General features: G+C 70.0%; 23 protein-coding genes and 1 riboswitch. Of the genes, 18 read left to right on the forward strand and 5 right to left on the reverse strand.

Annotation, left to right across the window (positions count from 1 at the left end; translation table 11 throughout):
* The 7 genes from GRF61_RS16145 to GRF61_RS16175 form a co-directional block, all read left to right on the forward strand.
* On the forward strand, positions 1-413 hold a 413-nt coding region (locus GRF61_RS16145; protein WP_169151659.1), incomplete at its 5' end, for a chemotaxis protein CheW.
* A 543-nt stretch (positions 414-956) separates the two neighbouring features.
* Entirely contained in the window at positions 957-1,595 is a 639-nt protein-coding gene (locus GRF61_RS16150) for an NAD(P)H-dependent oxidoreductase (protein WP_169151660.1), read from the forward strand.
* 397 nt (positions 1,596-1,992) lie between these two features.
* Complete coding sequence (locus GRF61_RS16155; RefSeq protein WP_169151661.1) at positions 1,993-2,517, forward strand: sigma-70 family RNA polymerase sigma factor; 525 nt, start codon at positions 1,993-1,995, stop codon at positions 2,515-2,517.
* A gap of 208 nt (positions 2,518-2,725) precedes the next feature.
* The gene (locus GRF61_RS16160) at positions 2,726-3,877 is read left to right on the forward strand and encodes a FecR domain-containing protein (protein ID WP_169151662.1); all 1,152 of its coding nucleotides are present in this window, start codon (positions 2,726-2,728) and stop codon (positions 3,875-3,877) included.
* Positions 3,878-4,105: 228 nt separating this feature from the next.
* On the forward strand, positions 4,106-6,517 hold the full coding sequence (locus tag GRF61_RS16165) for a TonB-dependent siderophore receptor (protein ID WP_211166021.1): 2,412 nt from the start codon (positions 4,106-4,108) through the stop codon (positions 6,515-6,517).
* Positions 6,518-6,534: 17 nt separating this feature from the next.
* Complete coding sequence (locus GRF61_RS16170; RefSeq protein WP_169151663.1) at positions 6,535-7,842, forward strand: PepSY-associated TM helix domain-containing protein; 1,308 nt, start codon at positions 6,535-6,537, stop codon at positions 7,840-7,842.
* A gap of 98 nt (positions 7,843-7,940) precedes the next feature.
* The gene (locus GRF61_RS16175) at positions 7,941-8,807 is read left to right on the forward strand and encodes a hypothetical protein (protein WP_169151664.1); all 867 of its coding nucleotides are present in this window, start codon (positions 7,941-7,943) and stop codon (positions 8,805-8,807) included.
* A gap of 70 nt (positions 8,808-8,877) precedes the next feature.
* Here GRF61_RS16175 and GRF61_RS16180 read toward each other — a convergent pair whose 3' ends face one another.
* The 3 genes from GRF61_RS16180 to GRF61_RS16190 all read right to left on the reverse strand — a co-directional run bounded on the left by GRF61_RS16180 (position 8,878) and on the right by GRF61_RS16190 (position 12,195).
* Complete coding sequence (locus GRF61_RS16180) at positions 8,878-9,831, reverse strand: PDR/VanB family oxidoreductase (RefSeq protein ID WP_169151665.1); 954 nt, start codon at positions 9,829-9,831, stop codon at positions 8,878-8,880.
* Positions 9,832-9,854: 23 nt separating this feature from the next.
* A complete protein-coding gene (locus GRF61_RS16185) occupies positions 9,855-11,012 on the reverse strand; it encodes an ABC transporter substrate-binding protein (protein WP_169151666.1) in 1,158 nt (385 codons plus the stop codon).
* Positions 11,013-11,145: 133 nt separating this feature from the next.
* The gene (locus GRF61_RS16190; RefSeq protein ID WP_169151667.1) at positions 11,146-12,195 is read right to left on the reverse strand and encodes an aromatic ring-hydroxylating dioxygenase subunit alpha; all 1,050 of its coding nucleotides are present in this window, start codon (positions 12,193-12,195) and stop codon (positions 11,146-11,148) included.
* A gap of 105 nt (positions 12,196-12,300) precedes the next feature.
* Between GRF61_RS16190 and GRF61_RS16195 the strand changes: the two genes are divergently transcribed.
* Positions 12,301-13,233 (forward strand): LysR family transcriptional regulator, encoded by a 933-nt coding sequence (locus GRF61_RS16195; protein ID WP_169151668.1) that lies wholly within the window; start codon positions 12,301-12,303, stop codon positions 13,231-13,233.
* Positions 13,234-13,237: 4 nt separating this feature from the next.
* On the opposite strand, the gene GRF61_RS16200 is transcribed toward GRF61_RS16195, so the two are convergent.
* A complete protein-coding gene (locus GRF61_RS16200) occupies positions 13,238-14,128 on the reverse strand; it encodes a LysR substrate-binding domain-containing protein (RefSeq protein ID WP_169151669.1) in 891 nt (296 codons plus the stop codon).
* 94 nt (positions 14,129-14,222) lie between these two features.
* Between GRF61_RS16200 and GRF61_RS16205 the strand changes: the two genes are divergently transcribed.
* Positions 14,223-14,996: a sulfite exporter TauE/SafE family protein gene (locus tag GRF61_RS16205; protein WP_169151670.1), complete on the forward strand. Its 774-nt coding sequence runs from the start codon at positions 14,223-14,225 to the stop codon at positions 14,994-14,996.
* A gap of 28 nt (positions 14,997-15,024) precedes the next feature.
* Here GRF61_RS16205 and GRF61_RS16210 read toward each other — a convergent pair whose 3' ends face one another.
* Positions 15,025-16,311, reverse strand: a complete 1,287-nt coding sequence (locus GRF61_RS16210) for a GGDEF domain-containing protein (RefSeq protein WP_248281283.1) — start codon at positions 16,309-16,311, stop codon at positions 15,025-15,027.
* A gap of 170 nt (positions 16,312-16,481) precedes the next feature.
* On the opposite strand from GRF61_RS16210, the gene GRF61_RS16215 reads away from it, so the two are divergent.
* The 9 genes from GRF61_RS16215 to cobN form a co-directional block, all read left to right on the forward strand.
* Complete coding sequence (locus tag GRF61_RS16215) at positions 16,482-17,759, forward strand: DUF445 family protein (protein WP_169151672.1); 1,278 nt, start codon at positions 16,482-16,484, stop codon at positions 17,757-17,759.
* Positions 17,760-17,832: 73 nt separating this feature from the next.
* Positions 17,833-18,049, forward strand: a riboswitch (cobalamin riboswitch).
* Between the two features lie 162 nt (positions 18,050-18,211).
* On the forward strand, positions 18,212-18,826 hold the full coding sequence (gene cobO / locus GRF61_RS16220; RefSeq protein WP_169151673.1) for a cob(I)yrinic acid a,c-diamide adenosyltransferase: 615 nt from the start codon (positions 18,212-18,214) through the stop codon (positions 18,824-18,826).
* The gene (locus tag GRF61_RS16225; protein WP_169151674.1) at positions 18,826-19,737 is read left to right on the forward strand and encodes an ABC transporter substrate-binding protein; all 912 of its coding nucleotides are present in this window, start codon (positions 18,826-18,828) and stop codon (positions 19,735-19,737) included. Before cobO ends, GRF61_RS16225 begins: the two co-directional genes overlap by 1 nt.
* A complete protein-coding gene (locus GRF61_RS16230) occupies positions 19,734-19,913 on the forward strand; it encodes a hypothetical protein (RefSeq protein WP_169151675.1) in 180 nt (59 codons plus the stop codon). The genes GRF61_RS16225 and GRF61_RS16230 overlap by 4 nt, the downstream gene beginning before the upstream one ends.
* Positions 19,910-20,989, forward strand: a complete 1,080-nt coding sequence (locus tag GRF61_RS16235) for an iron ABC transporter permease (protein WP_169151676.1) — start codon at positions 19,910-19,912, stop codon at positions 20,987-20,989. Before GRF61_RS16230 ends, GRF61_RS16235 begins: the two co-directional genes overlap by 4 nt.
* Positions 20,986-21,834, forward strand: coding sequence for an ABC transporter ATP-binding protein (locus GRF61_RS16240; RefSeq protein ID WP_169151677.1), 849 nt, complete (start codon positions 20,986-20,988; stop codon positions 21,832-21,834). The genes GRF61_RS16235 and GRF61_RS16240 overlap by 4 nt, the downstream gene beginning before the upstream one ends.
* Positions 21,831-22,247, forward strand: a complete 417-nt coding sequence (locus GRF61_RS16245) for a DUF1636 domain-containing protein (protein WP_169151678.1) — start codon at positions 21,831-21,833, stop codon at positions 22,245-22,247. Before GRF61_RS16240 ends, GRF61_RS16245 begins: the two co-directional genes overlap by 4 nt.
* A gap of 28 nt (positions 22,248-22,275) precedes the next feature.
* The gene (cobW, locus tag GRF61_RS16250; RefSeq protein ID WP_169151679.1) at positions 22,276-23,358 is read left to right on the forward strand and encodes a cobalamin biosynthesis protein CobW; all 1,083 of its coding nucleotides are present in this window, start codon (positions 22,276-22,278) and stop codon (positions 23,356-23,358) included.
* Positions 23,358-25,974, forward strand: a 2,617-nt coding sequence (cobN, locus tag GRF61_RS16255; RefSeq protein ID WP_169151680.1) for a cobaltochelatase subunit CobN, incomplete at its 3' end; no start/stop codon positions are given. The genes cobW and cobN, both read left to right, overlap by 1 nt.

Consider the following 25,974-nt stretch of genomic DNA (forward strand, 5'->3'; position numbering starts at 1 on the left):
AGGAGATCATCGAGTACGGCAACCTCACCCCGGTGCCGATGACGCCGCCCTATGTGCGCGGCGTCATCAACCTGCGCGGCGCGGTGGTGCCGGTCATCGACCTGGCGGTGCGCTTCGACCGCCCGCCGCTGCAGCCAGGACGGCGCAGCTGCATCGTCATCGTCGAGGTCGCCAGCGACGAAGGCCAGCTCGTCTTCGGCGCCATGGTCGATGCGGTCAACGAGGTGCTGGAGGTTCCAGCCCAGCAGATCGAGCCGCCGCCGAGCTTCGGCGCCCGCCTGCGCAACGATTTCATCGCCGGCATGGGCAAACTCGACCAGGGCTTCGTGGTGCTGCTAGACACCGACAAGGTCCTGTCGGTGCAGGAGCTCGCCCTGGTGGAGCAGATCGCCGGGGACGACGCCCTGATCTGAGTGGCTCGCATCCACCGCCGGTCTGTTCTTCCCGGGTGGAGACCAACCCGGGAAGAACAGACCGGATAGCGCGGCGCCAACGCTCGCCTCACCGCCATCACAACGCTGCGCCCCTGCCGGAAGCGACGGGCAACGCCACCCAGCGCACACCTCATCGCACTTTGCCAACGCCAGTCTGCCCTGCAGGCATACGCAAGGGGCAGCGCATTCGGCCGCCCTTCACGCTTCATCCACTGCCACGCTTGACCGGACACTGCGCCGGCGAGCCCTGCGCGCACCGCCTGTCCCGCTGCACCTGCCGCGCCATCAGTACCCACCAGGCGTTCCGCCAGCCCGCCCTGCTCAGGCTGCGCCGCTCACCCCGAGGTCTCGGCAGCCATACCGGCGCGCTTGCCGCCAACCACGACGCCCGCCCGCGCGACTCGCTTCAGCACCGCTCCAGGTGCCAGCCGTCGGCGCCCCCTGCCGCCGACGCAATTCCCGCCGACCCGCTATGCTTGCAGCCTCGCCGGCCCGGCCGGCAGCCCCCGAAAGGAAACACTCATGTCCAAGGTCCTGCAGACCCTGCAATGGCGTTATGCCACGAAGAAGTTCGACCCCAGCCGCAAGCTGCCGCCGGAGACGCTCGCACGCATCCTCGAGTCCATCCGCCTCTCGGCCAGCTCCAGCGGGCTTCAGCCCTACCAAGTGCTGATCGTGAACAATCCCGAGTTGCGCGCCCGTATCCGCCCCCACGCCTGGGATCAGGCCCAGGTCACGGACGCCTCCCACCTGCTGGTGTTCGCCGCCTGGGACAATTACACCCCGGAGCGCATCAACCGCATGTTCGACCTGGTGAACGAGGAGCGCGGCTTCCGCAACGAAGGTTGGGAGAACTACCGCAACTTCCTGCTGCAGACCTATCCGCCGCGGCCTGCCGAACTCAACTTCCAGCATGCCGCCCGGCAGGCCTACATCGGCCTCGGCTCGGCATTGATCGCCGCCGCCGAAGAAGAAGTCGACAGCACCCCCATGGAAGGCTTCGATCCGGACAAGGTCGACGAAATCCTGGAACTGCGCGCCCGGGGCCTGCGCTCGGTGCTGTTGCTGCCCTTGGGCTACCGCGCCAGCGAGGGGGACTGGCTGCTTGGTCTGAAGAAGGTACGCCGGCCAGCCAGGGATTTCTTCGTCGAGCTCAACTGAAACCCGGGCATCACCCACGGTGCCCCCGCGGCACGGCGGCGGCGGCACCGCGACTGCGGCGCAGACCACCCGGTGCGGTGCCGACCTCACCCAGGCAGCGGCCCCGCCCTTGAAACCAGGCGCGTCTCGCCCGCGTCTCGCCCTTTCCCTACGCTGAAAATCCGCTAACGGGAGCGCACGCTCCACCGTTCCGCGTCTCGCCCCGCACAGGCCCCGGCATCCCGCTGCATCGGACACTTGATACGGCAAAGATGAAAACGATTTGCATTCCGGAATCGTTTGGGAGATTCTCCGCTACCCTCACATTTGCCGCGCACGTCCTTGGCTCTGCCCCAACCGCTTCCCGACCGCCCCACGCCCATTGCGCGGACAACCGCCAGCGCCGCGGAAAACCGCCGTGCTTGAGCGCTACTACCGGGAGCTGCTCGGCTTCCTTGCCCACAAGGTCAGCGACCGCAACGTCGCCGATGACCTCGCGCAGGAGAGCTATGTCCGCATGCTGACGATGCAGCGCGCGGGCGAGGCCATCGCCGACCCGCGAGCCTTGCTCTACCGCATCGCACGCAATCTGGTCGTGGATCGCCACCGTCGGCGACAGGTGCGTACCGAGGTGATCATCGAAGGCGAGGAGGCCGAACTGCATGCTGCCGGCGTTCCCGCGCCCGAGGTCTGCGAACCCGAGACCGCGGCGATCTCCGCTCAAGGCGTGGATGCGCTGCTCGCCGCCATCGAAGGGCTGCCTCCCCGCTGCCGCGAGGCCTTCGTGCTGCACAAGTTCGAGGGCCTGTCCCACGCCGAGGTGGCCGAGCGCATGGGGGTATCGCGCAAGATGGTGGAGCAGCATGTGAAGAACGCCATGCTGGCCTGCCGCCGCTGCCGCAAGGCGCTGGAAGGCGATGCTGCGCCGGGGGAAGGGAAATGAGCGCAGGCCGGTTTTCGTCACGCTCGCTGGCAACCAGGGTTTGCGAGATGGGCAATCCCCGCGGGCCGCAGCGCTTCGCAGGCATCGGCGCCTGCCGGCCAGCCCTGCACGCCCGAGCAGCTCGGCCGACCGCGGCTGGAACCTCCTGTATCCACATCGGGTTTTCATCCGCTCGCGCGTCTACCGGGGTGAGAGGCCGAGCACAGTCATGAGCGACTCACCCATCGATTTCCCCCCTGCCAGCAGCGCCGAAGCGGCCGACGAAGCCGCACTGGACTGGTTCGTCCGCCGCAGTGCCGGCCTGGACGCGGCGGACGAAGCCGCCTTCCAGCGCTGGCTGGCCGCCGACCCGGCCCACGCCACCGCTTTCGCGCGCTGGGAGGAAGACTGGAGCGCGCTGGACAGCCTGCCCGCTGCCGCAGTCCAGGCACTGCGGGATGCATTGCCGGAAGCCGCTCCCGCCACTGGGGAGGCCGCCGCCAGCCATCCTCGAACCCAAGTTGCAAGCAAGCAGCAAGCCTCGCCCCGCCGCGCCTGGTTCGCCAGCCTCGGCGGCCTGATGCCGCGCGCGGCGACGAGCGCGCTCGCCATCACCGGCGTCAGCGCAGCCCTGCTCACCTGGCAGCACCAGCAGCCGCAGTTCGAACAGCAATACCTCAGCACGCGCGGCGAACAGCGCAGCATTGCCCTGCCGGACGGCAGCCAGCTCCACCTGGATACCGCGACCCAGGCCGCAATCAGCTTTTATCCCGGCCGGCGCGAGGTGCATCTCACCGGCGGCCAGGCGATGTTCGAAGTTTCCGCCAACCCGGAGCGCCCCTTCAACGTGATCGCCGGCCCGGTGCGCGTCACCGTGATCGGCACCCGCTTCTCGGTGCGCTACACGCCGGAAGTCGCCGGCGCCGACGGCGTGCGGGTGGCGGTGGAAGAAGGCCATGTGCGGGTGCGCCAGCGCAGCGCCCTGCCGGACCTGCTGGCGGGCCTGTTCGGCCAGAGCGCGGTGGATCTGGTGGCCGGCCAGCAACTCCTCGCCGGCACCGACGGCACGCCCGGCCCGGTGGCGGCGGTGGCGCCGGCCGGCATCGCGCCCTGGCGCGACAGCCGGGTGAGCTTCAACGACACGCCGCTGGAGCAGGCCCTGGCGGAGTTCGCCCGCTACGGCGACACCCGGCTGACGGTGCAGGACCCGGCGGTGGCCGCGCTGCGCCTCACCGGCACCTTCGACCCCAAGCGCCTGGACAACTTCATCCGCGTGCTGCCGCAGGTGTTGCCGGTGCGCATGCGGCAAGGCACGGAGGGCACGGAGATCGTCTCCGCAGCCGCAGTGGAGGCGGTAAAGGGTCGCCCGGCACCGCATTAGGTGCAACGCCGCCGAGGCGGCATGCCGCCGCGCAGATGGCATTTCGGTTTGGCCGAAGCCGCTCCGCGCTGAGCGCTTTCCGCCATGCCTTTTCCCGGCCTTGGCCGGGCTTTTTGCCGCAGGCCTGAAAAGTTTTTTCCGCCCGCACAGAACCGACCTAGGGTTTCCCGCGCATCGCGCGTCGACTTGAGAAGGATTCCCATTCCCTTCTTCACGGAGCCGCAGTAGATGTCCTTCAATCGCCCCGCCCGCCCCAAGCAACTGGTTCTCGCCCTCACCCTTGCCCTGTCGCTGGGTAGCGCCACCTTCTCCCCGTCCGCCTTCTCCGCACCCGCCTTCGCCCAGGCTGGCAGCAACTGGGCCGGCACCGCCATCCGCATCGAGCTGGCCGCCCAGCCGCTGGCGCAGGCACTGAATGAGTGGGCGCGGCAAACACGGCTGGAACTCATCGTGTCGCCAGCGCTGGTGACCGGGCGCAGCGCACCGGCGGTAGCTGGCACGATGACGCCGCGCGAGGCGCTGGAGCGCCTGCTGGCCGGCAGCGGCCTTGCCGCCGCGCGCGACGGCAACGCGGTGATCGTGCGCCCCGCCAGCCAGTCCTCCGGCCCCGCCGTGCTACCGGCGGTGGGCGTGACCGCCACGCTGCAGGACGACGCGCCCTCCGAAACCACCGGCGCCTACACCGTGCGCAGCAGCCGCGGCGCCACCGGCCTGGCGCTGAGTCCGCGTGAGACGCCGCAATCCATCAGCGTCATCACCCGCGCCCAGATGGACGACTTCAAGCTCAACAGCATCAACGACACGCTGGATGCCACGCCCGGCGTGGTCGTCGAAAAGGTGGAGACGGACCGAACCTACTACACCGCCCGCGGCTTCAATATCACCACCTTCCAGGAAGACGGCGTGGGCGTGCCCTTCACCATGGGGCTGGTGGGGGGCGACATCGACACTGCCCTCTACGACCGGGTGGAAGTCGTACGCGGCGCCAACGGCCTGCTCTCCAACACCGGCAACCCCTCGGCCACGGTGAACCTCGTGCGCAAGCGGCCCACCAGCGGATTCCAGGCCGCCGCCAGCCTGAGCTACGGCTCCTGGAACGCCAAGCGCATCGACGCCGACGTCGCCGGCGCGCTCAACGCCAGCGGCAGCCTGCGCGGCAGGCTGGTGGCCGCGCTGGAAGACAAGGATTCCTACCTCGACCGCTACAGCCAGAACAAGAACCTGTTCTACGGCGTGCTGGAGGCCGACCTCGGCGAGCGCACCACCATCAGCCTGGGCCACACCTACCAGGCCAACCGCAGCGAGGGCCAGCTGTGGGGCGGCCTGCCGCTGTACGACGACAGCGGCCGGCTGCTGAGCTACAGCCGCTCCACCAGCTCGGCGGCGGACTGGACCTACCTGGACACCACCACCCAGCTCACCTTCATCGAGGCGGTGCACCGCTTCGATAACGACTGGGAAGCCAAGGCCGTCTATACCCACAAGGACATCGACTGGCGCGGCAAGCTGCATTACGTCGGCGGCGTGCCCGACAGCAGCGGCAACGGCCTCGTCAGCAGCCCCTCGAAGTACAAGACCGGCAACATCCAGGATTCGGTGGACGTGCGCGCCAGCGGCCCTTTCGAACTGGGCGGTCGCCGGCATGAGCTCATCCTCGGCGCCAGCTGGTCGCTGTCGGAGGCGGACGCCACCACCCTCAGCGGCGCCGGCAGCGCGGTGCCACCGCTGCAGGGCTGGGACGGCAACATCGCCGAACCGGCCTTCACCGCCGACGGCGGCGGCGGCGAATACGCCGACCGCCAGCGCAGCCTGTATGCCGCAACCCGGCTCAACCTGGCCGATCCCTTCAAGCTCATCCTCGGCGTGAACGCCACCCACTTCCGCTCCACCGGCAGCAACTACGGCGTGGATCGGGATCGCAAGGAAGACGTGCTCACGCCCTACGCCGGCGCCGTGTACGACATCAACGAGGCGGTGTCCGCCTACGCCAGCTACACCGAGATCTTCAACCCGCAGAGCGAGCTGGACGCCCAGCTGCGCCGGCTGGACCCGGTGACCGGCAGCAACATCGAAGGCGGCCTCAAGTTCGAGTTGCTGCAGAAGCGGCTCTACGGCTCGGTCAGCGCCTTTCGCAGCAAGCAGGACAACCTCGCCAGCTACGTCACCAACCTCGGCACCATCGCGGTGTACGAAGGCACCAAGGTGCGCTCCCAGGGCGTGGAGCTGGAGCTGAGCGGCAACCTCACCGAGCGCCTGCAGATGAGCGCCGGCTACACCAAGCTCGCCATCAAGGACGACGAAGGCGAATCCGCCCGCCTGTTCACCCCGCGGCAGATCTTCCGCCTCAGCACCACCTGGCGGGTGCCCGGCGTGGACAAGCTCAAGCTCGGCGCCAATCTCAACTGGCGCTCGCGCACCAGCAATTCCACCACCCTCAACGGCCAGCCGCTGAAGATCAGCCAGTCCGCCTACACCCTGGTGAACCTGATGGCGCACTATGACATCAGCGACAAGCTCTTCGTCGCCGCCAACCTCAACAACCTCACCAACGAGAAATACCTCACCAGCCGCTACTGGGCCGACCAGGGCTACTACGGCGCGCCGCGCAACGCCACCGTGTCGCTGAACTGGAAGTACTGAGGGAAGGAGCCACCGTCATGCGCAGCCTGTTCGTCGCCCTGCACCGCTGGGCCGGCCTCTTCATCGCCGTCTTCCTGTTCGTCACCGGCCTCACCGGCGCGGTGATCTCCTGGGACCACGAACTGGACGAGTGGCTCAACCCGCATCTGAACGACGCCCGGGCCGCCGGCCCGGCGCGCGATCCGCTGGAACTGGTGGCGGAGGTGGAGGCCCGCCATCCGCAGGTGCGGGTCACCTCTCTCCCGCTGGCGGCCGAGCCCGGCCACAGTTATTCCTTCTGGGTGGAGCCGCGGGTCGATCCCGCCACCGACCGCCTCCATGAACCCGGCTACAACCAGATCTTCGTCGACCCGGCCAGCGGCGAGGAACTGGGCCAGCGCGAATGGGGCGCGGTGTGGCCCATCACCCGGGAGAACTTCGTCTCCTTCCTCTACAAACTGCACTTCAGCCTGCATATCCCGGAGATCGCCGGCAACGACCACTGGGGCCTGTGGCTGCTGGGCGTGGTCGCGCTGATCTGGACGGTGGACTGCTTCACCGGCGTCTATCTCACCCTGCCCGCCCGCCGGCGCGCGCGGGCGGCGGAGGATCAGCTGGCGGAAAACCAAGCCTCCGTCATCGCCTCAGCTCCTGCCCGCCGCAGCTGGTTGCAGCGCTGGAAACCCGCCTGGAAGGTGCGCTGGCGCGGCGGCCCCTACCAGCTCAACTTCGACCTCCACCGCGCCGGCAGCCTGTGGACCTGGGGCCTGCTCTTCATCGTCGCCTTCACCGCCTTCTCGCTCAATCTCTACCGCGAGGTCTTCTTCCCGGTGATGACCTTGGTGTCCGACGCCACGCCCTCGCCCTTCGAGCTGCGCGAGCCGCGGCCGATGAACCGCCCCATCGCCGAAACCTACAGCTACCGCGAGGCGGTGGACAAAGCCCGCGCCGAAGCCCGGCGCCGCGGTTGGGATGCGCCGCCGGGCAGCATGTTCTACTCGCCGGAGTTCGGCATCTACGGCGTGGCCTTCTTCCGCCCGGAGGAAGGCCACGGCGCCGGCGGCGTCGGCCACCGCACCCTCTACTTCGACGGCGTGGATGGCAGCCTGCTCGGCACCCGCGAGCCCTGGACCGGCACCGCCGCCGACCTCTTCGTGCAGGCGCAGTTCCCGCTGCACTCCGGCCGCATCCTCGGCCTGCCCGGCCGCATCCTGATCTCGGTGATGGGTCTGGTGGTGGCCATGCTGTCGGTCACCGGCGTCTATATCTGGTGGAAGAAGCGCAAGGCGCGGTTGAAGAAGGCCGGCGCCGCACCCCGGAGCAGGCTGGCGAACGCGGCGCGCTGAAATCCGGCGCGCGGGGCGTGCTCATGGCCTTTGCCCCGGCCGCGCCGGCGGGCGGCTGCTAGACTGAAGCAAGCCTCAACCTTTTCCCGGAGCCCGCCATGGACCTCGACCTCGCCGCCTTCCGCCTCAACGCGCTCGCCACGCTCACCAACGGATCGAGCAGCAGTCGCAGTTCCGGCAGCACCACCGACTTCATGACCACGCTGCTCAACGCCCAGACCGCGCTGATCTCCGGCGCCGGCACGAACAGCGCGACCAGCGGCATCAGCGGTGTCGGCGGCCTCATGGGCAACGCCTCCTCCCAGCTCAACTCGGTGCTGTCGCAGCTGGAAGCCAGCAACAGCGCCTTCATGAAGCGCTACAACGCCCGCGTCGAGGCAATCGGCGACGAAGCCGAGGTGCTCACCCAGCTGCGCGCCCGCATGGCCGAGCTGGGCGAGGCCAGCGACGGCCTGGGCAAGCTGGACGCCAGCAGCAGCGACGGCGACATCAAGGCCGCGCTGCAGGGCTTCATCGCCCGCTACAACGCCTGGGACAGCGAGTTCGACCCCTACTTCGAGGACGGCGCCCTGCTGGACGACAACCAGGCCGGCGAAGTCGCCCGCTTCTCGCTGCGCCGCGAGGTCGGCTCCATCTTCCACGGTGCCGGCCACGGCGGCTACGCCCTCGGCCTCACTGACATGGGCGTCACCTTCACCCCCGACGGCCAGCTCACCTTCGACGAAGCCGCCTTCGACAGCGCCCTCGCCAAGAACCGCGAGGCCGGCGTGCAGACCCTGAACAACATGGCCAAAGCCTTCGGCGACGCCGCCGAACTGCTCTCCTCCGACGGCCACCTGCTGGACCGCCGCATCGCCAACGCCGAACGCGCGGTGGCCTGGGCGGCGGACCATCAGTCCGAGGTGGAGGGCGAGTTCGGAGCGGGAGCGGTCACCGCCCGGCTCAACAAAGCGCTGTATCGATGAGGGTGGTCTGGGGTGGCAGCCTGTCCGGCGGCCGCCTCTCCCACAGTCATCTGAACCCGCTGCCGCCCGCCTAGAGATCCAGCACCAGCAGCGGCGTATGGGAGCGCGAGCAGCATGGCGTGAAGCTGCGGTTCAGCGCATGTTCTTCGGCGCTCATGAAGATGTCGCGATGCTCCGGCCGGCCTTCCAGCACCGGGGTGAGACAAGTGCCGCATACGCCCTGCCCGCAAGCCAGCGGCAGCTCCACGCCAGCCCGCGCGAGCGCCGCGGCCACCGATTCTTCCGCGCCCACTTCCACCTCCAGCCCGGTTTGCGCCAGCCGGACCACGAAAGCCCCGTCCTCCCTCGCCACCTCGTCCGCCGGCGCGCTGAAGTATTCGCGGTGCAAGCGGGCCTCGCCGATGCCGGCCGCCCTGGCCGCAGCCAGCATCGCCTCCATGAAGCCGGCGGGACCGCAGACGTAGACATGGCTCTCCGCCAGCAGGCCGGCATACAAGGCCACCGGGTCGAAACCCGGCCCCACCGCATCGTCCGCATGCAAGCTCACCCGCGCGGCGAAATCCGCCTGCTGCAGCACTTCCCGGACGGCCTGCCGGGCGGCGGAGCGGGCGCGGTAATGCAGCACGAAATCCTCGCCCGCGGCGGCAAGCTCATGCGCCATGCCGAGCAAGGGCGTGATGCCGATGCCGCCGGCCAGCAACACGCTGGTCCTGCCCGGCGGCGTCACCAGCGGGAAGAGATTGCGCGGCTCGCCAACCTGCAGCAGCGCGCCCTCCTCCAGCCCGTGCATTTCCGCCGAACCGCCCCGCCCTTGCGCCGCCAGCTGCACCCCGAGCAGGTAGCGCCGCCTCTCCGCCGGCGGATTGCAGAGCGAATACTGGCGGATGCGCCCGCTGGGCAGATGGACGTCGACATGCGCGCCGGCGGCGAAGGCCGGCAGCTCGCCGCCCTCCGGATCGACCAGGGTGAAGCCGGCGATGCCGTCCGCCAGTCTCTCTTTGCGCTGCAATTGCAATCTGAGCATCGGAATACCCCGGCCGGCGGCGCTCAGGGCGCCCGGCTGTCGACCAGCCGGTAGGCGCCGTTCTCCACCCTCACCAGCACCCGCGCCCGCTCGTCATGGCCGAAGTGGTCGCTGGAGCTCATGTTGTAAACCCCGTACACACCGACCACGTCGCGCGTGCCTTCCAGCGCATCGCGCAGCGCCTGGCGGAACTCGACGGTGCCGGGCGCCGCCTTGTCCTTCGCCTTCTGCGCGGCAGCGTCCAGCAGCAGGTAGGCATCCCACACCAGGCCGCCGTGCGGGCTCAGGGAATCCGCGCCGTAGCGGGCCTCGTAGCGCTTCACATAGTCGAGGATCACCGGCTTCATCGGATGGGAGTCCTGCAGCTGGCTGCCGACGACGACCGGGCCGGTGACATACAGCCCGCCCTCGATGGCCTTGCCGCCCACCCGCAGCACGTCGCGGCCAATGGCGCCGTGGGACTGGTAGATGCGCCCCTTGTAGCCGCGCTCCACCAGGGTGACGTGCGGCAGCACCGAGGGCGTGCCGGAGGCGGCGACCAGCACCGCGTCCGGCCGCGCGGCGAGGATCTTCATGACCTGCCCCATCACCGAGGTGTCGTTGCGGTTGTACTTCTCGGCCAGCAGCACCTTGATGCCCTGCGCGTCCAGCGCCTTGCGCATCTCGCCCATGAAGCTCTCGCCGAAGGGGTCGGCGAAACCGATCATCGCCACGCTGGCGACACCGGCGGCCTTCATGTCGTCCGCGATCGCGCCCACCATGAGGCCGTTGTGCTGCGGCACCCGGAACACCCAGCGCTCCTTTTCGGCGGGCAGCACGACCGGCGACAGCGAGATCAGCGGCGTCCTGTGCTCGCCGATCACGTCCACCAGCGCCAGCGTGTTGGATACGGTGGAGGAGCCGAGCACCACGTCCACCTTGTTCTCCTCGACGAAGCGGCGGGCGTTCTTCGAAGCCTGGGTGGGATCGGTGGCGTCGTCCAGCAGCACGTAGCGCACCGGCAAGCCGCCCAGCGTCGGCGGCAGCAGGGCCACGGTGTTCTTCTGCGGAATGCCGAGGGCGGAAGCCGGGCCGGTGGCCGAGGTGGTGATGCCGACGGTGATGTCCGCGGCCGCCACCGGCGCGAGCGGCAGCAGGGCCGCCGAGGCGGCGGTGAGGAATGCACAGGCGAGAGCCTTCATGATGTCTCCTTGGTAGGGAAGGAAATCGCGGAAGTCCGCCGGCATGGCGGCCTCCGTCTGCTTGGGTCAACTGGATTGCGGCGCCGCCGCGTGGCGGCGCATCGAGGCAGGCGCGCAGGCAGCCGGCACGCCTTCAGGCGGCGTCACGCGCCTTCGCCGTTTCCTTGCGGATCAGGCTGTCGATGAGCCAGCGGAACTGGCCGAGCGCGGCATCCACCGTCAGCGGCTGCATCTTGAAGCCAGGGTCCAGCGCCAGGTTGCGGTGCTGGCCCATGATCATCTCGCGGTCTTCCTCGAAGGCGGTGATGACGCCCTGGTGGATGGCGTCGGTCACCTCCGGCTGGTCGGTTAGGAAGTTGTGGGCGTGGGCGAAGAAGTAGTGGGTGGAGCCCTCCCGCTCCGGCGTCAGCGCCTGGAAGCCGCGGAACTCGATGGCCTTCTCCCGCCGGCCGTCGTCGAAGGGCATGCCGGCCGGCACCATGCCGGCGTCCATCAGCAGCACGCCGGGCACCAGGAATTCATAGAACATCCAGCGATCCACCTTGGTGTCGGCCGGATAGTCGCCGAACTTGCGGGAATACCCCGGGGCCTCGGTGTCGCGCACAACCTTCTTCAGCATCAGGCTGCGACTGCGCCGCTCCACCGTGGGCAGCACCGCCGCGTAGTCGGTGGAGCCGCCCAGCGTGGTCGGATGCAGGAAAGGGAGATGGGAGAAGTCCAGCAGGTTGTCGGTGATCAGCAGGTAATTGACGTCGTAGTGGATGTAGCCGTCGCGGGACTTCCACGCCGGATCGTCCAGCAGATGGGTGTCCGGTATCAGGCTGGCATCCGCCTCTTCCGCCGCGCCCATCCAGATCCACACCCAGCGGTGCGATTCCACCGCGGCGAAGCTGCGCACCTTCAGGCCGGGCGGAATCGCCTTCTGCGCCGGCGCGGAAACGCACTGGCCGCTGCGGTCGAACACCAGGCCGTGGTACATGCAGCGCACGCAGTTGCCGCCCTCCTTGCGACCGAGCGACAGCGGCGCGCCGCGATGACAGCAGCGGTCCTCCATCACTACCACCTCGCCGTTGTCGTCCCGCCACAGCACCAGCGGAATGTCGCAGACGGTGCGCGTCAGGAAACCCTCGGCCGGCACCTCCTTGTCCCACGCCGCCACGTACCAGCAGTTCTTCACATACATCGCTTGTCTCCTCCAGGCATGAACAGTTGTCACTGTCTTCATTGCTTTGAGGACATTCTCGGAGCCGGGCGGCTATTATTCAAATTAATCCATATCAAGCTAAAAATGACCAATACTCATACAACCCAGCTCGACCTGAACCTGCTGCGGGTCTTCTACTGGATCTATGTGGAGCGCAGCGTGGGCGCGGCCGGGCGTCAGCTGGGCATCACCCAGTCGGCGGTCAGCCATTCGCTGCGCAAGCTGCGGGAGACCTTTGGCGACGAGTTGTTCGTGCGCGCCGGCAGCAGCATGCTGCCCACCACCAAGGCCATGGGCATCTTCGATCCCATAGACGAAATGCTGCGCCGGCTGGAGGGAGAGGTGCTGCCCAGCACCCGTTTCGACCCGGCCGCGGCGCAGCGCAGTTTCTCGTTGGCGATGATAGACATGGCGGAAATCGTCTTCCTGCCGCCGCTGATGCGCTATCTCAAGGTCCACGCGCCGCGCTGCACCCTGCAGAGCCACCGGGTGGGCAACGAGGCGATGGTGAATGCGCTGGAAACCGGCACCGCCGAACTGGCGCTGGGCACAGTCTCCGACATTCCCGCCTACCTCTATCGCCAGAACCTGTTCCAGCACGGTTACCAGGTGCTGGCCTGGGTGCAGCATCCCCGGCTGGCGAAGAAGAAGACCCTGAGCTGGCACGACTACCAGAGCGAGCAGCATGTCGCGGTGCTGACCGGCACCGACCATTACCTGGAGACGATGACGCTGCTGCCCAAGGGCATACGCCGGCGGATCTCGACCACGGTGGGCGGCTATCTCTCGGTGCCCTGGCTGCTGGAATCTTCCGACCTGATCGCCACCGTGCCGACCAAGCTGGCGGACATCGTCGCCACGCCCGGCTCGCCGCTGAAGCAGTTCCCGCTGCCAGAACCGGCGGTGCCCTACACCCTCCATTCCCTGTGGCATCCGCGCTGGCAGAACGACCCTGCGCACCGCTGGCTGCGCGGGGTGATCTTCCAGATCATGAGCCGCTATCCGGCGGTGGACTGAGCGCTCAACCGGCCGCCATCCCCAGCACGATGTCCGCGAAGGCCTGCGCCAGCGGCGTCGCCTGCTGCGGCAGCACCAGCGCACTGAGGCCGCGGGCCTCCTTGTCGCGCAGCGGCAGGTAGCGGATGCCCTTGGGCTGCAGCGTGGTCATCCGCTCCGGCACCACCGCGATGCCATAGCCGGCGGCCACCAGATCCAGCATGGAGGTCTTGCGCGAGATGATGCGGGCGGTGGCCGGCACGAAGCCACGGCTGAGGCAGAGGTCGGTCACCAGCCGGGCGAGGCCGCCGCGCTCCAGGTGGACGGCGGTGACGAAGGGCTGCTCGCGCAGGTCGGCGACGGCCAGCGTCTCGCGCGCCGCCAGCGCATGCGCCTGCGGCAGCGCCACCCACAGCCGCTCGGCCGGCAGTTCCAGGAAGCGCACCGCCGGATCGCGCCTGAGCACCGGCAGGCGGATGATGCCGAGGTCCGCCCGGCCGCCGGCCACCTCGCCGATCTGGCTTTCGGAGGCGATGCGGTCCAGGTCGATGCGGGCGCCGGGGCAGGCGGCCAGAAAGCGCTCTATCGCCGGCATCAGGCTGCGCGCCGGCACCGAACTGGAGTGCAGCAGGCGCAGCACGCCCGCCTCCCCACGCGCCAGTTGCCCGCCCTCTTCCGCCGCCGCGGCCAGCAGGTTCTGCACCGACCCCGCCCTGTCCCGGTAAACCGCGCCCGCCGGCGTGAGCCGCACGCCGCGCGGTTCGCGCTCGAAGAGCTGGAAGCCCAGCTCTTCTTCCAGCTGGGCGATCTGCCGGCTCAAGGCCGGCTGGGCGACGAAGAGCGCGGCCGCCGCCTGGGTGAAACCGCCCAGGTCGGCCACGGTGAGGAAATAGCGTATCTGCTTGAGGCTAGGCATTCCGTTTCGGCATGGATAGCGAGAAAAATCGGTATTTGTCTTATATCCAGCCCCTTCCGAGAATGGAAGCCCCTGTACCGCTGGCCTCCCTTCCATGACTGATACGACTGTGTTCTTCGCCTTCACCGAGCACCCGGCGCTGCTCCTGCTCGCCTTCGCCGCCGTCGTGCTCGCCTACGCGGTGCTCACCCTGGTCGGCTTCGGCTCCGCGCTGATGGCGAGCGCGCCGCTGGCGATGGTGATGCCGGTGGCCAAGGTCATCCCTATGCTGGCGATGCTGGACTGCGCCGGCTCCTCGCTGCGCGGCTGGCGGGTGCGCAAGGCGGTGGCCTGGCGGGAGTTCGGCCGCCTCTTTCCCGGCATGCTGCTGGGGCAGGTCGCCGGCGTGCTCTTCCTCGCCCGCCTGCCGCTGACCTGGATGGCACTGGCACTGGGGCTGTTCGTGATCTGGCAGGGCGCCAGCGGCCTGCTGGCGCGCAGCCGCCCGCCGGCCGGGCTGCCGGAGCGGCCGTACGCGGCGCTCGGCAAAGGCCTGCTGGGCGGCGTGCTCGGCGGCCTGTTCGGCAGCGGCGGCTTCATCTATGCCGCCTACCTGGAGCGCCGGCTGGAAAGCCGCGATGCCTTCCGCGCCACCCAGGCGCTGCTCATCGCCCTCTCCACCGCCTGGCGCATCCTGCTCTGCCTGTCGGTCGGCCTGGTGGACCTCGCGCTGCTGAAGACGGCGCTGCTGTTCGTGCCGGCGATGGCGCTGGGCGTCCATGCCGGCCATCACATCGACCTGCGCATCAGCCGCGCACACCTCTTCATGCTGCTGAACGGGCTGCTGGTGGTGAGCGGCGCGGTACTGATCGGCCGTTTCGCAATCTAGCCCGACACCCGGCGGCGGCCGGCGAGGCTCAGCCGGCCTTCTTCGCTCCGTACATCGCCCGGTCGGCGTAGCGCAGCAAGGGCTCGATGCCGTCGCCATGCTCCGGGTAGAGCGCGATGCCGATGCTGGCGCTGATGTGAACGCTGCCGCCTTCCACCAGCACCGCCGGCGCCAGGGCCTCGCGGATCTTCAGCACCACCGCTTCGGCATCGCTTTCCCCGCCGATGTCCTCCATCAGCACCACGAATTCGTCGCCCGCCAGCCTGGCCACGGTGTCGCTGGCGCGCACCGCCCCGGCGAGGCGGCCGGCGAACTCGCGCAGCAGCAAGTCACCGCTGGCGTGGCCGAAGCTGTCGTTGACCTGCTTGAAGTCATCCACGTCCACATACAGCAGCGCCAGCCGTGCCTGCTGGCGTCGGCAGCGGGCGAGCGCCTGGCGGCAGCGGTCGTAGAGCAGGCGGCGGTTGGGCAGGCGGGTCAGCTCGTCGTACATCGCCGCCTGCAGCAGCTCCGCCTTCAGCCGGGCGCGCTCGATGGCGATGGCCACCTGGCCGGCGACGAAGGCCAGCAGCTCGCGCTCCTTCTCGTCGTAACCGGCGCCCGCAGGGCTGCGCAGCACCGCCAGGCCGACCGGCCCGTTGCGCGTGGCCAGCGGCATCAGCAGCGCGCAGCTGGCGCCCGGCGCGTCCCCTCCAAGCAACAGCGGCTGGCCATCCCGCATGGCGCGCAGGCAGTGCTCGCGCCCGGCCGGCATCTCCGCCTCCTCTGCCTCGCCCTCGTGCTCCGGCCAGCCTTGCCGATAGACGAAGTCCAGCACGCCGCCCGCAGGGTCGCAGGTCGCCACCGCCATCGCCGCCACCGGCACCAGCGCGGCGACGATGCGATGCAGTTCCGGCAGCAGTGCCTCCAGCCCAGAGGCGTTCTGCGCGGCCTCCGACACCGCGTAGACCGCCGCCTGCAGCGCTTCCGCCCGCTTCAGCTCGGTCACGTCGCGGGCGACGCCGATGCGCAGGCGCTCGCCCTCCACCCAGCGTGCGGACCAGGTGAGGTGCACCGTGCGGCCATCGCGGTGGCGGTAGCGGTTCTCGAAGCCGATGCGCGCTTCCCCCGAGCTCACCCGCGCCATCTCGGCCACGGTCCGCGCCCTGTCCTCCGGCAGCACCAAGTCGAGCAGGGACTCGCCCAGGAGCGCCTGCGGGGTATAGCCGAGGATGCGCTCGCATGCGGCGCTGACGAAGACGACGCGGCCTTGCTCGTCGACGATGAAAACCGCATCCAGCAATAGATCGATGAAGTTGGGGAGACGTGCTTGCATTTCTGTTTTCATGCCTGGGGAAAGACGCTGTTGCCCGTTCCGGGTCCGACACCAGGAGGCCGTTCATGCCGGCCAGTGGGCGGCAGTCTACGCGCGGCGAACGTGGCGCGAGTGTGTAGGACCTCTCGGCCATCGTTAAAGTGTGGCTTTCCCGCAAAGCCAGGACGCAGATGGACAGGCAGACCGAACTCCGCATCGCCAAGCGCCGCGCACGCGGCTGGCTACTCGCCGCCGCGGCGCTTTTCACCGGCGCGCTGCTGGCCCCGCCCAGCGCCTGGCGCGACGCCCTGAAGGCCATGGCGGAAGCGGCGATGGTCGGCGGGCTGGCCGACTGGTTCGCGGTGTCGGCGCTGTTCCGCCGCATCCCCCTGCCGGTGGTGGGCCGCCACACCGACATCATCCCGCGCAACAAGGACCGCATCGGCGACAACCTGGCGGATTTCGTGCGGGAAAAGTTCCTGGATACCGGCTCCATCGTCGCCCTCATCCGCCGCCACGATCCCGCCGGCCGGCTGGCCTTGTGGCTGATGGCGCCGGAGAACGCGGAAACCCTGGGCCGGCAGTTGCTGACGGTGGCGCGCGGCCTGCTCTCCTTCGTCGACGACAGCCGCATCCAGCGCTTCATCAAGCACGCGGTGCATGCGCTGCTGGACAAGGTGGATCTCACCCGCTCGGTGGCCACCATGCTCGACGGCCTGACGCAGGGCCGGCGCCACCAGGCGCTGCTGGACCAGGGCATCGCCCGCCTCATGGCGCTGCTGACGCATCCGGACACCCGCGCCTTCATCAGCCAGCAGATCGTGCAATGGCTGAAGCGGGAACATCCGCTGAAGGAGAAGGTGCTGCCCACCGAGTGGCTGGGCGAGCACGGCGCCGAGCTGATCGCCAACGCCGTCGGCAGCGTGCTGGACGAGATGGCCGGCAACGACGCCCATGTGCTGCGCGAGGCCTTCGACCGGCTGGTGGCGCGCTTCATCGCCCGCCTGAAGCAGGACCCGGAGATGGCGCGGCGGGCGGAAACAATCAAGGACTACCTGAAGAACGACGCCGCCTTCAACGGCTACGTCGCCGAGCTGTGGGGCAGCCTGCGCGACTGGCTGCGGGACGACCTGGCGCGGGAGGACTCCAGCCTGCACGCCAGGGTGGTGGCGGCCGGCGAGTGGCTGGGCAAGGCGCTGGCGCAGGACCCGGCGCTGCGCGCCTCGCTCAACGACCACCTGGAGGAAGCCGCCGCGCGCATGGCGCCGGACTTCGCCGACTTCCTCACCCGCCACATCAGCGACACGGTGAAGGGCTGGGACGTGCGCGAGATGTCGCACCAGATCGAGCTCAACATCGGCAAGGATCTGCAATACATCCGCATCAACGGCACCCTGGTGGGCGGCAGCATCGGCCTGGGGCTGTACCTGCTGACGCAGGGGGTGGACTGGCTGCGGCAACTGGGCTGAGCCCCGCGCGCGCCGCTTTCCACCCCCGCCGCCGCGCCGCGACGTTTGCCAGCCCTTGCGGCTTTCGCCTATTCTTCGCCGGTTCGATCAGGGTGTTCCGGGCGCTGCCGCGCCGGGAATGAAACGGGAAGTCCGGTGCAGCGGAGATCATCCGCGAGTCCGGCGCAGCCCCCGCTGCTGTAAGCCTGACGGAAACGCCAGTCACATGTGCCACTGGGCCTCGCCCGGGAAGGCAGGCGGATTCCGGATGAAGGCGAGCCAGAAGACCGGCCCGGTTCGACTACAGATCATTACCCCGGGGTGTGGGTTGTCGCTGTCTGGTCCGGTCTCCGTGCGCCCTCGGGTGCCCTTCCGTTTCCAGCCTTGGTTCGTCTGCGCGCCAGCGTGCCGGCCATGCGCAGTCCACCCGCACTCCGTGCTGGCGCCCCAGGGGGTGCATGGAGCCGCGAGCGATGGACGAGGAAAAGAAGCAGAACCACAACGAGAGAATGCTGCGCAAGAAGGCGGTGGTGGATGCCGCCATCGAGCGCGCGCAGGAAGAGCGCGGCATCGTCGTGCTCATCACCGGCAACGGCAAGGGCAAGACCACCTCCGCCTTCGGCACCCTGTACCGCGCGCTGGGCCACGGCCAGCGCGCCGGCGTGGTGCAATTCATCAAGGGCACCCAGGCCACCGGCGAGGTCATCTTCCTGCAGCAGCAGGCCAGCGCCGCCGCCGCGGTGGAGTACCACGCCATGGCCACCGGCTTCACCTGGAACACCCAGGACTGGGACGCCGACAAGCGTGCCGCCGACGAAGCCTGGGCCCACGCCACCCGCCTGCTGCAAGACCCCAAGGTGAAGCTGGTGGTGCTGGACGAGCTGACCTACATGCTCAAGTACAACTACCTGGACACCGCCACGGTGGTCGACACCATCCGCCAGCGCCCGGCGCTGCAGACGGTGATCATCACCGGCCGCGCGGCCAGGCCGGAACTGGTCGAGCTGGCCGACACCGTCAGCGAGATCGCCGACCGCAAGCACGCCTTCAAGGCCGGCGTGAAAGCCCAGGCCGGCATCGACTTCTGATGACGCGACCACGCTCCGCCACCGTGGCGACGGCCCGCGCCCGCCCGCGCGCCGCTGGCGCATGGCGGCTGCGGCTGGCAGCGATGCTCGTGCTGCTGCCGGCCTGCCCGCTCGCCCAGGCGGCCACCGGCGGCGCCCCGCTGCCGCGGGTGATGTCCACCAACCTCTGCGCCGACGCCCTGCTGCTCAGCCTCGCCGATCCGGCGCAGATCGTCTCCGTCTCGCGTAAGAGCCAGGACGCCGGGCGCTCTTCCCAGGCCGGGCTCGCCCGCCGCTTTCCCGCCAACGACGGCAGCGCCGAAGAGGTCATCGCCGCCCGGCCGGACGTGGTGCTCGCCTCCCGCCGCTGGCAGGCCCGCCACCAGGCGGCGCTGTTCGAGCGCTACGGCATCCGGGTGGTGACCGTGCCCTTCCCCACCGACTGGCAGGGCATCTACGCCAGCACGCTGAAGATAGGCGGCGAGATCGGCCGCGGCGAAGCCGCCCAGGCCCGGGTGGCCGACGTGCAGGCGCGCATCGCCCGCATGCAGGCCGCCAGCACCCGCCCCAGCGCGCTCTACCTGCGCCCCAACGGCGGCACCGCTGGCGCCAACACCTATGTGGACGCGGTGTTCCAGGCCGCCGGCGTGCGCAATCACGCCAGCGACAGCGGCCGCAAGGGCTGGGGCCGGGTGGCGCTGGAAGAGGTGGTCGCCAATCCGCCGCAGCTCTTCATCACCAGCAACCTGGTGAACGACGGCGCCTACGCCCGCGGCGGCTTCGCCCGCCATCCGCGGATGCAGGCCCTGCTCGCCGACCGGCCGGTGATCCGCCTGGAGAACAACGACTGGGGCTGCAGCAACTGGCAGCTGGTGGAAGCGGCGGAGGAGATCGCCGCCGGGCTGCGCCGGCTGGAGCAGGCAGCGAAATGAACCAGGACAAGCTTCAGACGCTGTCGCCAAGCCCGGCCGTGCGCTCCGCAGCGGTGACGACCGCCATGAACGGCCCGTCGCTTGCGGCGGAGGCAAACCGCCGCCGCAAGCCGGTCCGCGCCCAGCCACACGGCGCCTTCACCCGTTCATCCCGGACACGGCCGAAAGCGCGATGAGCTTCTCCGCCACCCCCGCCAACTCAATCCTCTCCAACCAGGGCGCGGCACGCAGACGCACGCAGCCGCTGAGCGCTACCACGCTCAACGCCGGCCTGCTGCTGGCGCTGCTCGCACTGGCCCTGCTCTCCCTCGCCATCGGCCCGGTGCCGCTGTCGCTGGGGGAGATCGCCGCGGCCCTGCTGCCCGGCGACGCCGCCGGCAGCGAACTGCTCGCCCGCCAGCACGCCATCGTCACCGAGATCCGCCTGCCACGGGTGCTGCTGGCGCTGCTGGTCGGCGCCTCGCTGGGGCTGTCCGGCGCGGCGCTGCAGGGCCTGCTGCGCAATCCGCTGGCCGAGCCCGGCCTGCTGGGTGTCAGCGCCAGCGCCAGCCTGGGCGCGGTGCTCTGCCTCTACTTCGGCCTGGCGCAGATCAACGAATGGCTGCTGCCGGCCGCCGCCATGGGCTGCGCCGCGCTGGCCACGCTGGCGCTCTACCTGGTGGCGCGGCGGGCGGCGGGCAACCTCACCCTGATCCTGGCCGGCGTGGCCCTGTCGGCGCTGGCCGGCGCCCTCACCTCGCTGGCGATCAACCTCGCCCCCAACCCCACCGACGTGCAGGACATCGTGCTGTGGCTGATGGGCTCGCTGGCCGACCGCAGCTTCGCCGACATCCGCCTCTGCCTGCCCTTCATCGCCGCCGGCATGGCGCTGCTGCTGGCCTGCGGCCGCGAGCTGGACGCCCTCACCCTGGGCGAGGAAGAGGCCGCCAGCCTGGGCGTGAACCTGCGCCGGCTGCGGGCGCAGATCATCGTCGGCAGCGCGCTGTGCGTCGGCGCCAGCGTGGCCGTCACCGGCGCCATCGGCTTCGTCGGCCTGGTGGTGCCGCACATGCTGCGGCGGGCGGTCGGCTTCCACCCCGCCCGCCTGCTCGCCAGCAGCGCGCTGGGCGGGGCGGTGCTGCTGCTGGCGGCGGACGTGGTGCTGCGGCTGGTGAGCGGCGGCTACGAGCTGATGCTGGGCGTGGTCACCGCGCTGATAGGCGCGCCCTTCTTCTTCCTGCTGGTGTGGCGCGAGCGGGGGCGGCCGGCATGAGCGCCCGCCTGGAAATCCGTTCGCTCAGCGTCGTCCGGGGCGGCGCCACGCTGGTCGATGACGTCTCCCTCAGCGTCGCTGGCGGCGAGCTGTTCGGCCTCATCGGCCCCAACGGCGCCGGCAAGAGCAGCCTGCTGCGGGCGGTTGCGCAGTTGCTGCCGCATGCCGGCGAGGCGGAGGTCGATGGCCAGCCGCTGGCGGCGCTCACCGCCGCCCGGCGCGCCACCCGGCTGGCCTATCTTGCCCAGGGCGACCACGCCGCCTGGCCGCTGACGGTGCGCGATTTCGTCGCCCTCGGCCGCCTGCCCCACCGCCCGCGCTGGCCGCGCTTGTCACGCCATGGCGACGAAGCGGGCGAAGCCGCCGTTGCCGCCGCCATCGCCCACATGGGCCTGGGGCCGCTGCAGCAGCGCCGGCTGGACCAGCTCTCCGGCGGCGAGCGTGCCCGCGCCCGCCTCGCCCGCGCGCTGGCGGTGGATGCGCCGCTGCTGCTGGCCGACGAGCCGGTCGCCAGCCTGGACCCTTACCACCAGCTGAGCGTGATGGAGCTGCTGCGCGCCGAATGCGACCTCGGCCGCAGCATCGTGCTGGTACTGCACGACCTCACCCTCGCCAGCCGCTTCTGCGACCGGGTGCTGCTGATGCAGCACGGCCGCGCGGTGGCCTGCGGCGAACCGCGCAAGGTGCTCACGCCGGCCAACCTGCAGCGGGTCTACCAGGTACAGGCGATGCACGGCGAGCACGAACAGCAGCCCTATGTGCTGCCCTGGCGCTGCCGGCCGGCGGGCGAACAGGACAGCAGCGGCCAGCGGACGGAAACCGCCGAGCCGGAACACAGCGCATGAGCCCCACCACCATCACCATCTGCGCCACCTGCGGCTACGACCCGCAGGCGCCGGACGCGCCACGACGCGGCAGCCGTTTCGCCGCGGCGGTCGAGCAGGCCCTGACCGAGCGTGGCGAGGCGGCGCGGCACCTCCGCCTGCGCCGCACCAACTGCCTGATGGCGTGCAAGCGCGCTTGCACCGCGCTGGTCCGCGCGCCGGGCAAGTACGCCTATGTGATAGGCGACCTGGGTGGAGACCCCGCCGCCGAAGCCGGCGGCGACTCCAGCGCCGAGCGCCAGGCCGCCGACACCCTGATCGCCTTCGCCGCCGGCCACCAGGCCAGCGCCGACGGCGTCGTTCCCTACAAGCAATGGCCGGAAGGCATCAAGGGGCGCTTCATCGCCCGCACGCCGCCGCCCGACGAGGGCTGAGCGCCTTCCTCTTTTTCCGGAGATCCCGATGTCCACCCAAGCCAAGATTCCCGCCACCATCGTCACCGGCTTCCTCGGCAGCGGCAAAACCACGCTGCTGCGCCACATCCTCGCCAACGCCGGCGGCCGGCGCATCGCCGTCATCGTCAACGAGTTCGGCGAGCTGGGCATAGACGGCGAAATCCTGCGCGGCTGCGGCATCGGCTGCGAGGAAGATGGTGGAGAGCGAACCGGCCAGCTCTATGAGCTCGCCAACGGCTGCCTGTGCTGCACCGTGCAGGAGGAGTTCTACCCGGTGATGCGCGAGTTGATCGCCCGCCGCGACGAGATCGACCACATCCTCATCGAAACCTCCGGCCTCGCCCTGCCCAAGCCGCTGGTGCAAGCCTTCAACTGGCCCGAGATCAAGAACGCCTGCACGGTGGACGCGGTAGTCACCGTGGTGGACGTGCCGGCCACCGCCGCCGGCCAGTTCGCCCCCAACCCGGAGGCGGTGGACGCCCAGCGCCGCGCCGATCCCAACCTGGACCATGAATCGCCGCTGCACGAGCTGTTCGAGGACCAGTTGCTGGCCGCCGACCTGGTGGTGCTGTCCAAGACCGACCTTGCCGACACCGCCGCCCTGGCCGCGGTGGAAGCCCTGGTGCGCGAGGAGCTGCCGCCGGAGGTGAAGCTGGTGAGCAGCGACCACGGCAAGGTGGAACTGGACCTGCTGCTGGGCCTGGGCGCCGCCTCGGAAGACAGCATCCACCTGCGCGAAAGCCACCATGGTCACGAGGAAGGCGAGGAGCACGACCACGACCATGACGAGTTCGACTCGGTGGTCGTCAAGCTGCCGCGGGTGGACCGCGAACGCCTGCTGGCCACGCTGCAGGCGCTGGTGCAGCAGCACACCATCTTCCGGGTGAAGGGCTTCGTCGCCCTCGCCGACAAGCCGATGCGGCTGGTGGTGCATGGCGTGGGCCGCCGCTTCGACAGCTACTTCGACCGCCGCTGGCGCGCCGACGAAACCCCGGCCACCTACCTGGTGCTGATCGGCCAGGAACTGGATGCCGACGTACTGCGCGGCGCGCTCGAAGGCGCTGCCCTCTCTCCCGCTCAGGCCGGCTGATGCACCTGCTCGCCGCCCAGCCGGGCGGATTCGTCGACGACGCTGGCGTGATCACCCGCATCGCGCAGCAGCCAGCCGACATCGTCGTCCTCAGCGCGGCCGACACCACGCTGGCCCTGCTCGCCGCCGCCTGGTCGCAGCTGGCGGCGGAGGCCGGCACAGATGCAGACACGCTCGGCCTGCCCACCCTCCGCCTGGCCAACCTGCTGCACCTGCGCCAGCCGGCCTCGGTGGATCTCTACCTGGACGACGTGCTGCAGCACGCCCGCGTCATCGTCATCGACCACCTCGGCGGCGAGAGCTACTGGCCCTACGGCACCGAGCGCATCGGCGAACTGTGCCGGGCGCGCGGCATCGCCTTGGCGATGTTCTCCGGCGACACCAGCGAAGACCGCAACCTGCTGCAGAAAGGCACGGTGGAGGCCGAGATCGCGCGCACGCTGTGGCGCTACCTGCGCGAAGGCGGCGGCGCCAACGCGCGCAACTTCCACCGCTACCTCGCCGCCACCTTCTTCGGCCAGCCGCTGCAGGTGGAGCCGCCGCGGCCGCTGCCCACGGTGGCGCTGTTCCACCCGCGCCACGAAGTCGCCACCGTGGAGAACTGGCAGGCCGACTGGCAGCCCGGCGCGCCCTGCGTGCCGCTGCTGTTCTACCGCGCCCACCTGCAGGCCGGGAACACCGCGGTGTTCGCCCACCTGTGCGAGGCGCTGCAGGCGCACGGCATGAACCCGCTGCCGCTGGCCCTGCTGTCGCTGAAGGACGCGGTGGGCGTCGCCACCGTGCGCCGCCTGTGCGCCGAGCACCGGGCGGCGCTCATCCTCAACACCACCGCCTTCTCCCAGGCCACGCTGGACGACGCCGCCGGCAGCGGCGGCTGGCAGGCCGAACTGGCCGCTGCCGCCGCCGGGCTGGCCGGCGATGTGCCGGTGCTGCAGCTCATACTCTCCGGCGGCAACGAAGCCGGCTGGCAGGAAGACCCGCAGGGCCTGGCGCCGCGCGACATCGCCATGCACGTCGCCCTGCCGGAAGTGGATGGCCGCATCATCACCCGCGCCATCAGCTTCAAGGGCCTGGACCACCACAACCCGCTGACCCAGAGCGACGTGGTGCAGTACCGCGCCCACCCGGAGCGGGTCGCCTTCGTCGCCGAACTGGCGCAGCGCTGGTGCCGGCTGCGGGCGCTGCCGAACGCGGACAAGCGCCTCGCCCTGGTGCTGGCCAACTACCCCACCCGCGAAGGCCGGCTGGGCAACGGCGTCGGCCTGGATACGCCGGCCTCGGTCATCGCCATCCTCGACGCCCTGCGCGACGAGGGCTATGCGCTGGGCGAGTTGCCAGCCGACGGCGACGCGCTGATGGCGCGGCTGAAGGAAGGCATCACCAACGACCCGGCGCAGTGGGCGCTGCGCCCGGCGCAACAGAGCCTGGCGATGGCGGACTACCTCGCCTTCTTCCAGCGCCTGCCCGCCGCCAGCCGCGACGCCGTCCTCGCCCGCTGGGGCGCGCCGGAGGCCGACCCCATGCTGCGCCAGGGCCGCTTCATGCTCGCCGGCCTGCGCTGCGGCAAGGTCTTCATCGGCATCCAGCCGGCGCGCGGCTACGAACTGGACCCGCTGGCCAACTACCACGACCCCGACCTGGTGCCGCCGCACCACTACCTCGCCTTCTACTGCTGGCTGCGCGAAGTCTGGCGCTGCGACGCCCTGGTCCACGTCGGCAAGCACGGCAACCTGGAATGGCTGCCGGGCAAGAGCGTCGCCCTGTCCGGCGAATGCTGGCCGGACATCGCCCTCGGCCCGCTGCCCCACCTCTACCCCTTCATCGTCAACGACCCCGGCGAAGGCACCCAGGCCAAACGCCGCGCCCAGGCGGTCATCATCGACCACCTGATGCCGCCGCTGACCCGCGCCGAAAGCTACGGCCCCACCCGCGACCTCGAACGCCAGGTGGACGAGTACTACGAGGCGCTGATGCTGGACGGCCGCCGCGCCGAGGAACTGCGCCGCAGCATCCTCGCCCACATCCTGCGCCACGACCTGCACCGCGACCTCGGCCTGGAGGCGCCGCGCAGCGCCGAGGAAGAACAGCGCCTGCTCAACCGCACCGACGCCTACCTGTGCGAGCTGAAGGAAAGCCAGATCCGCGACGGCCTGCATATCTTCGGCCGCTCGCCCGCAGACCGCCTGCGCCGCGACACCCTGCTCGCGCTCGCCCGCCACCCGGTGGGCGATGGCCGCGGCGGCAACCACGGCCTGACCCGCGCACTCGCCGCCGACCTCGGCCTGGGCGACGATTTCGACCCACTGGACGCGGACTGGAGCCAGCCCTGGCAGGGCGCCCGCCCCGCGCTGCTCGCCGCGCTAGGCGAAGGCCCCTGGCGCAACACCGGCGACACCCGCGAGCGACTCGAACTGCTGGCGCTGCAAGTGCTGGAGCACGGCCTGCCTGCCGACGGCCGCGCGCGAGAACACGGCTTGCCTGCTGACACGCTCGCACTGGAACATGGTCTGCTTGCTGACGGCCTGGAACCAGGCACCCGGATGCAGCCCGCCGGATCCTCTCCCTCCCCCCTCGCGGAGGAGGGCCGGGGAGAGGAGGGCGCCCACAAGGGCGCCG

It is taken from the genome of Azoarcus sp. TTM-91 (genome assembly GCF_012911025.1).
GTDB lineage: Bacteria > Pseudomonadota > Gammaproteobacteria > Burkholderiales > Rhodocyclaceae > Azoarcus.

Coding starts and splice junctions, on each gene's coding strand:
- GRF61_RS16165 (WP_211166021.1), top strand. CDS start 4,106: ATGTCCTTCAATCGCCCCGCCCGCCCCAAGCAACTGGTTCTCGCCCTC.
- GRF61_RS16175 (WP_169151664.1), top strand. CDS start 7,941: ATGGACCTCGACCTCGCCGCCTTCCGCCTCAACGCGCTCGCCACGCTC.
- GRF61_RS16245 (WP_169151678.1), top strand. CDS start 21,831: ATGAGCCCCACCACCATCACCATCTGCGCCACCTGCGGCTACGACCCG.
- GRF61_RS16200 (WP_169151669.1), bottom strand. CDS start 14,128: ATGCCTAGCCTCAAGCAGATACGCTATTTCCTCACCGTGGCCGACCTG.
- GRF61_RS16230 (WP_169151675.1), top strand. CDS start 19,734: ATGAACCAGGACAAGCTTCAGACGCTGTCGCCAAGCCCGGCCGTGCGC.
- GRF61_RS16160 (WP_169151662.1), top strand. CDS start 2,726: ATGAGCGACTCACCCATCGATTTCCCCCCTGCCAGCAGCGCCGAAGCG.
- cobW (WP_169151679.1), top strand. CDS start 22,276: ATGTCCACCCAAGCCAAGATTCCCGCCACCATCGTCACCGGCTTCCTC.
- GRF61_RS16215 (WP_169151672.1), top strand. CDS start 16,482: ATGGACAGGCAGACCGAACTCCGCATCGCCAAGCGCCGCGCACGCGGC.
- GRF61_RS16180 (WP_169151665.1), bottom strand. CDS start 9,831: ATGCTCAGATTGCAATTGCAGCGCAAAGAGAGACTGGCGGACGGCATC.
- GRF61_RS16205 (WP_169151670.1), top strand. CDS start 14,223: ATGACTGATACGACTGTGTTCTTCGCCTTCACCGAGCACCCGGCGCTG.
- GRF61_RS16190 (WP_169151667.1), bottom strand. CDS start 12,195: ATGTATGTGAAGAACTGCTGGTACGTGGCGGCGTGGGACAAGGAGGTG.
- GRF61_RS16210 (WP_248281283.1), bottom strand. CDS start 16,311: ATGCAAGCACGTCTCCCCAACTTCATCGATCTATTGCTGGATGCGGTT.
- GRF61_RS16195 (WP_169151668.1), top strand. CDS start 12,301: ATGACCAATACTCATACAACCCAGCTCGACCTGAACCTGCTGCGGGTC.
- cobO (WP_169151673.1), top strand. CDS start 18,212: ATGGACGAGGAAAAGAAGCAGAACCACAACGAGAGAATGCTGCGCAAG.
- GRF61_RS16225 (WP_169151674.1), top strand. CDS start 18,826: ATGACGCGACCACGCTCCGCCACCGTGGCGACGGCCCGCGCCCGCCCG.
- GRF61_RS16240 (WP_169151677.1), top strand. CDS start 20,986: ATGAGCGCCCGCCTGGAAATCCGTTCGCTCAGCGTCGTCCGGGGCGGC.
- GRF61_RS16235 (WP_169151676.1), top strand. CDS start 19,910: ATGAGCTTCTCCGCCACCCCCGCCAACTCAATCCTCTCCAACCAGGGC.
- GRF61_RS16150 (WP_169151660.1), top strand. CDS start 957: ATGTCCAAGGTCCTGCAGACCCTGCAATGGCGTTATGCCACGAAGAAG.
- GRF61_RS16170 (WP_169151663.1), top strand. CDS start 6,535: ATGCGCAGCCTGTTCGTCGCCCTGCACCGCTGGGCCGGCCTCTTCATC.
- GRF61_RS16185 (WP_169151666.1), bottom strand. CDS start 11,012: ATGAAGGCTCTCGCCTGTGCATTCCTCACCGCCGCCTCGGCGGCCCTG.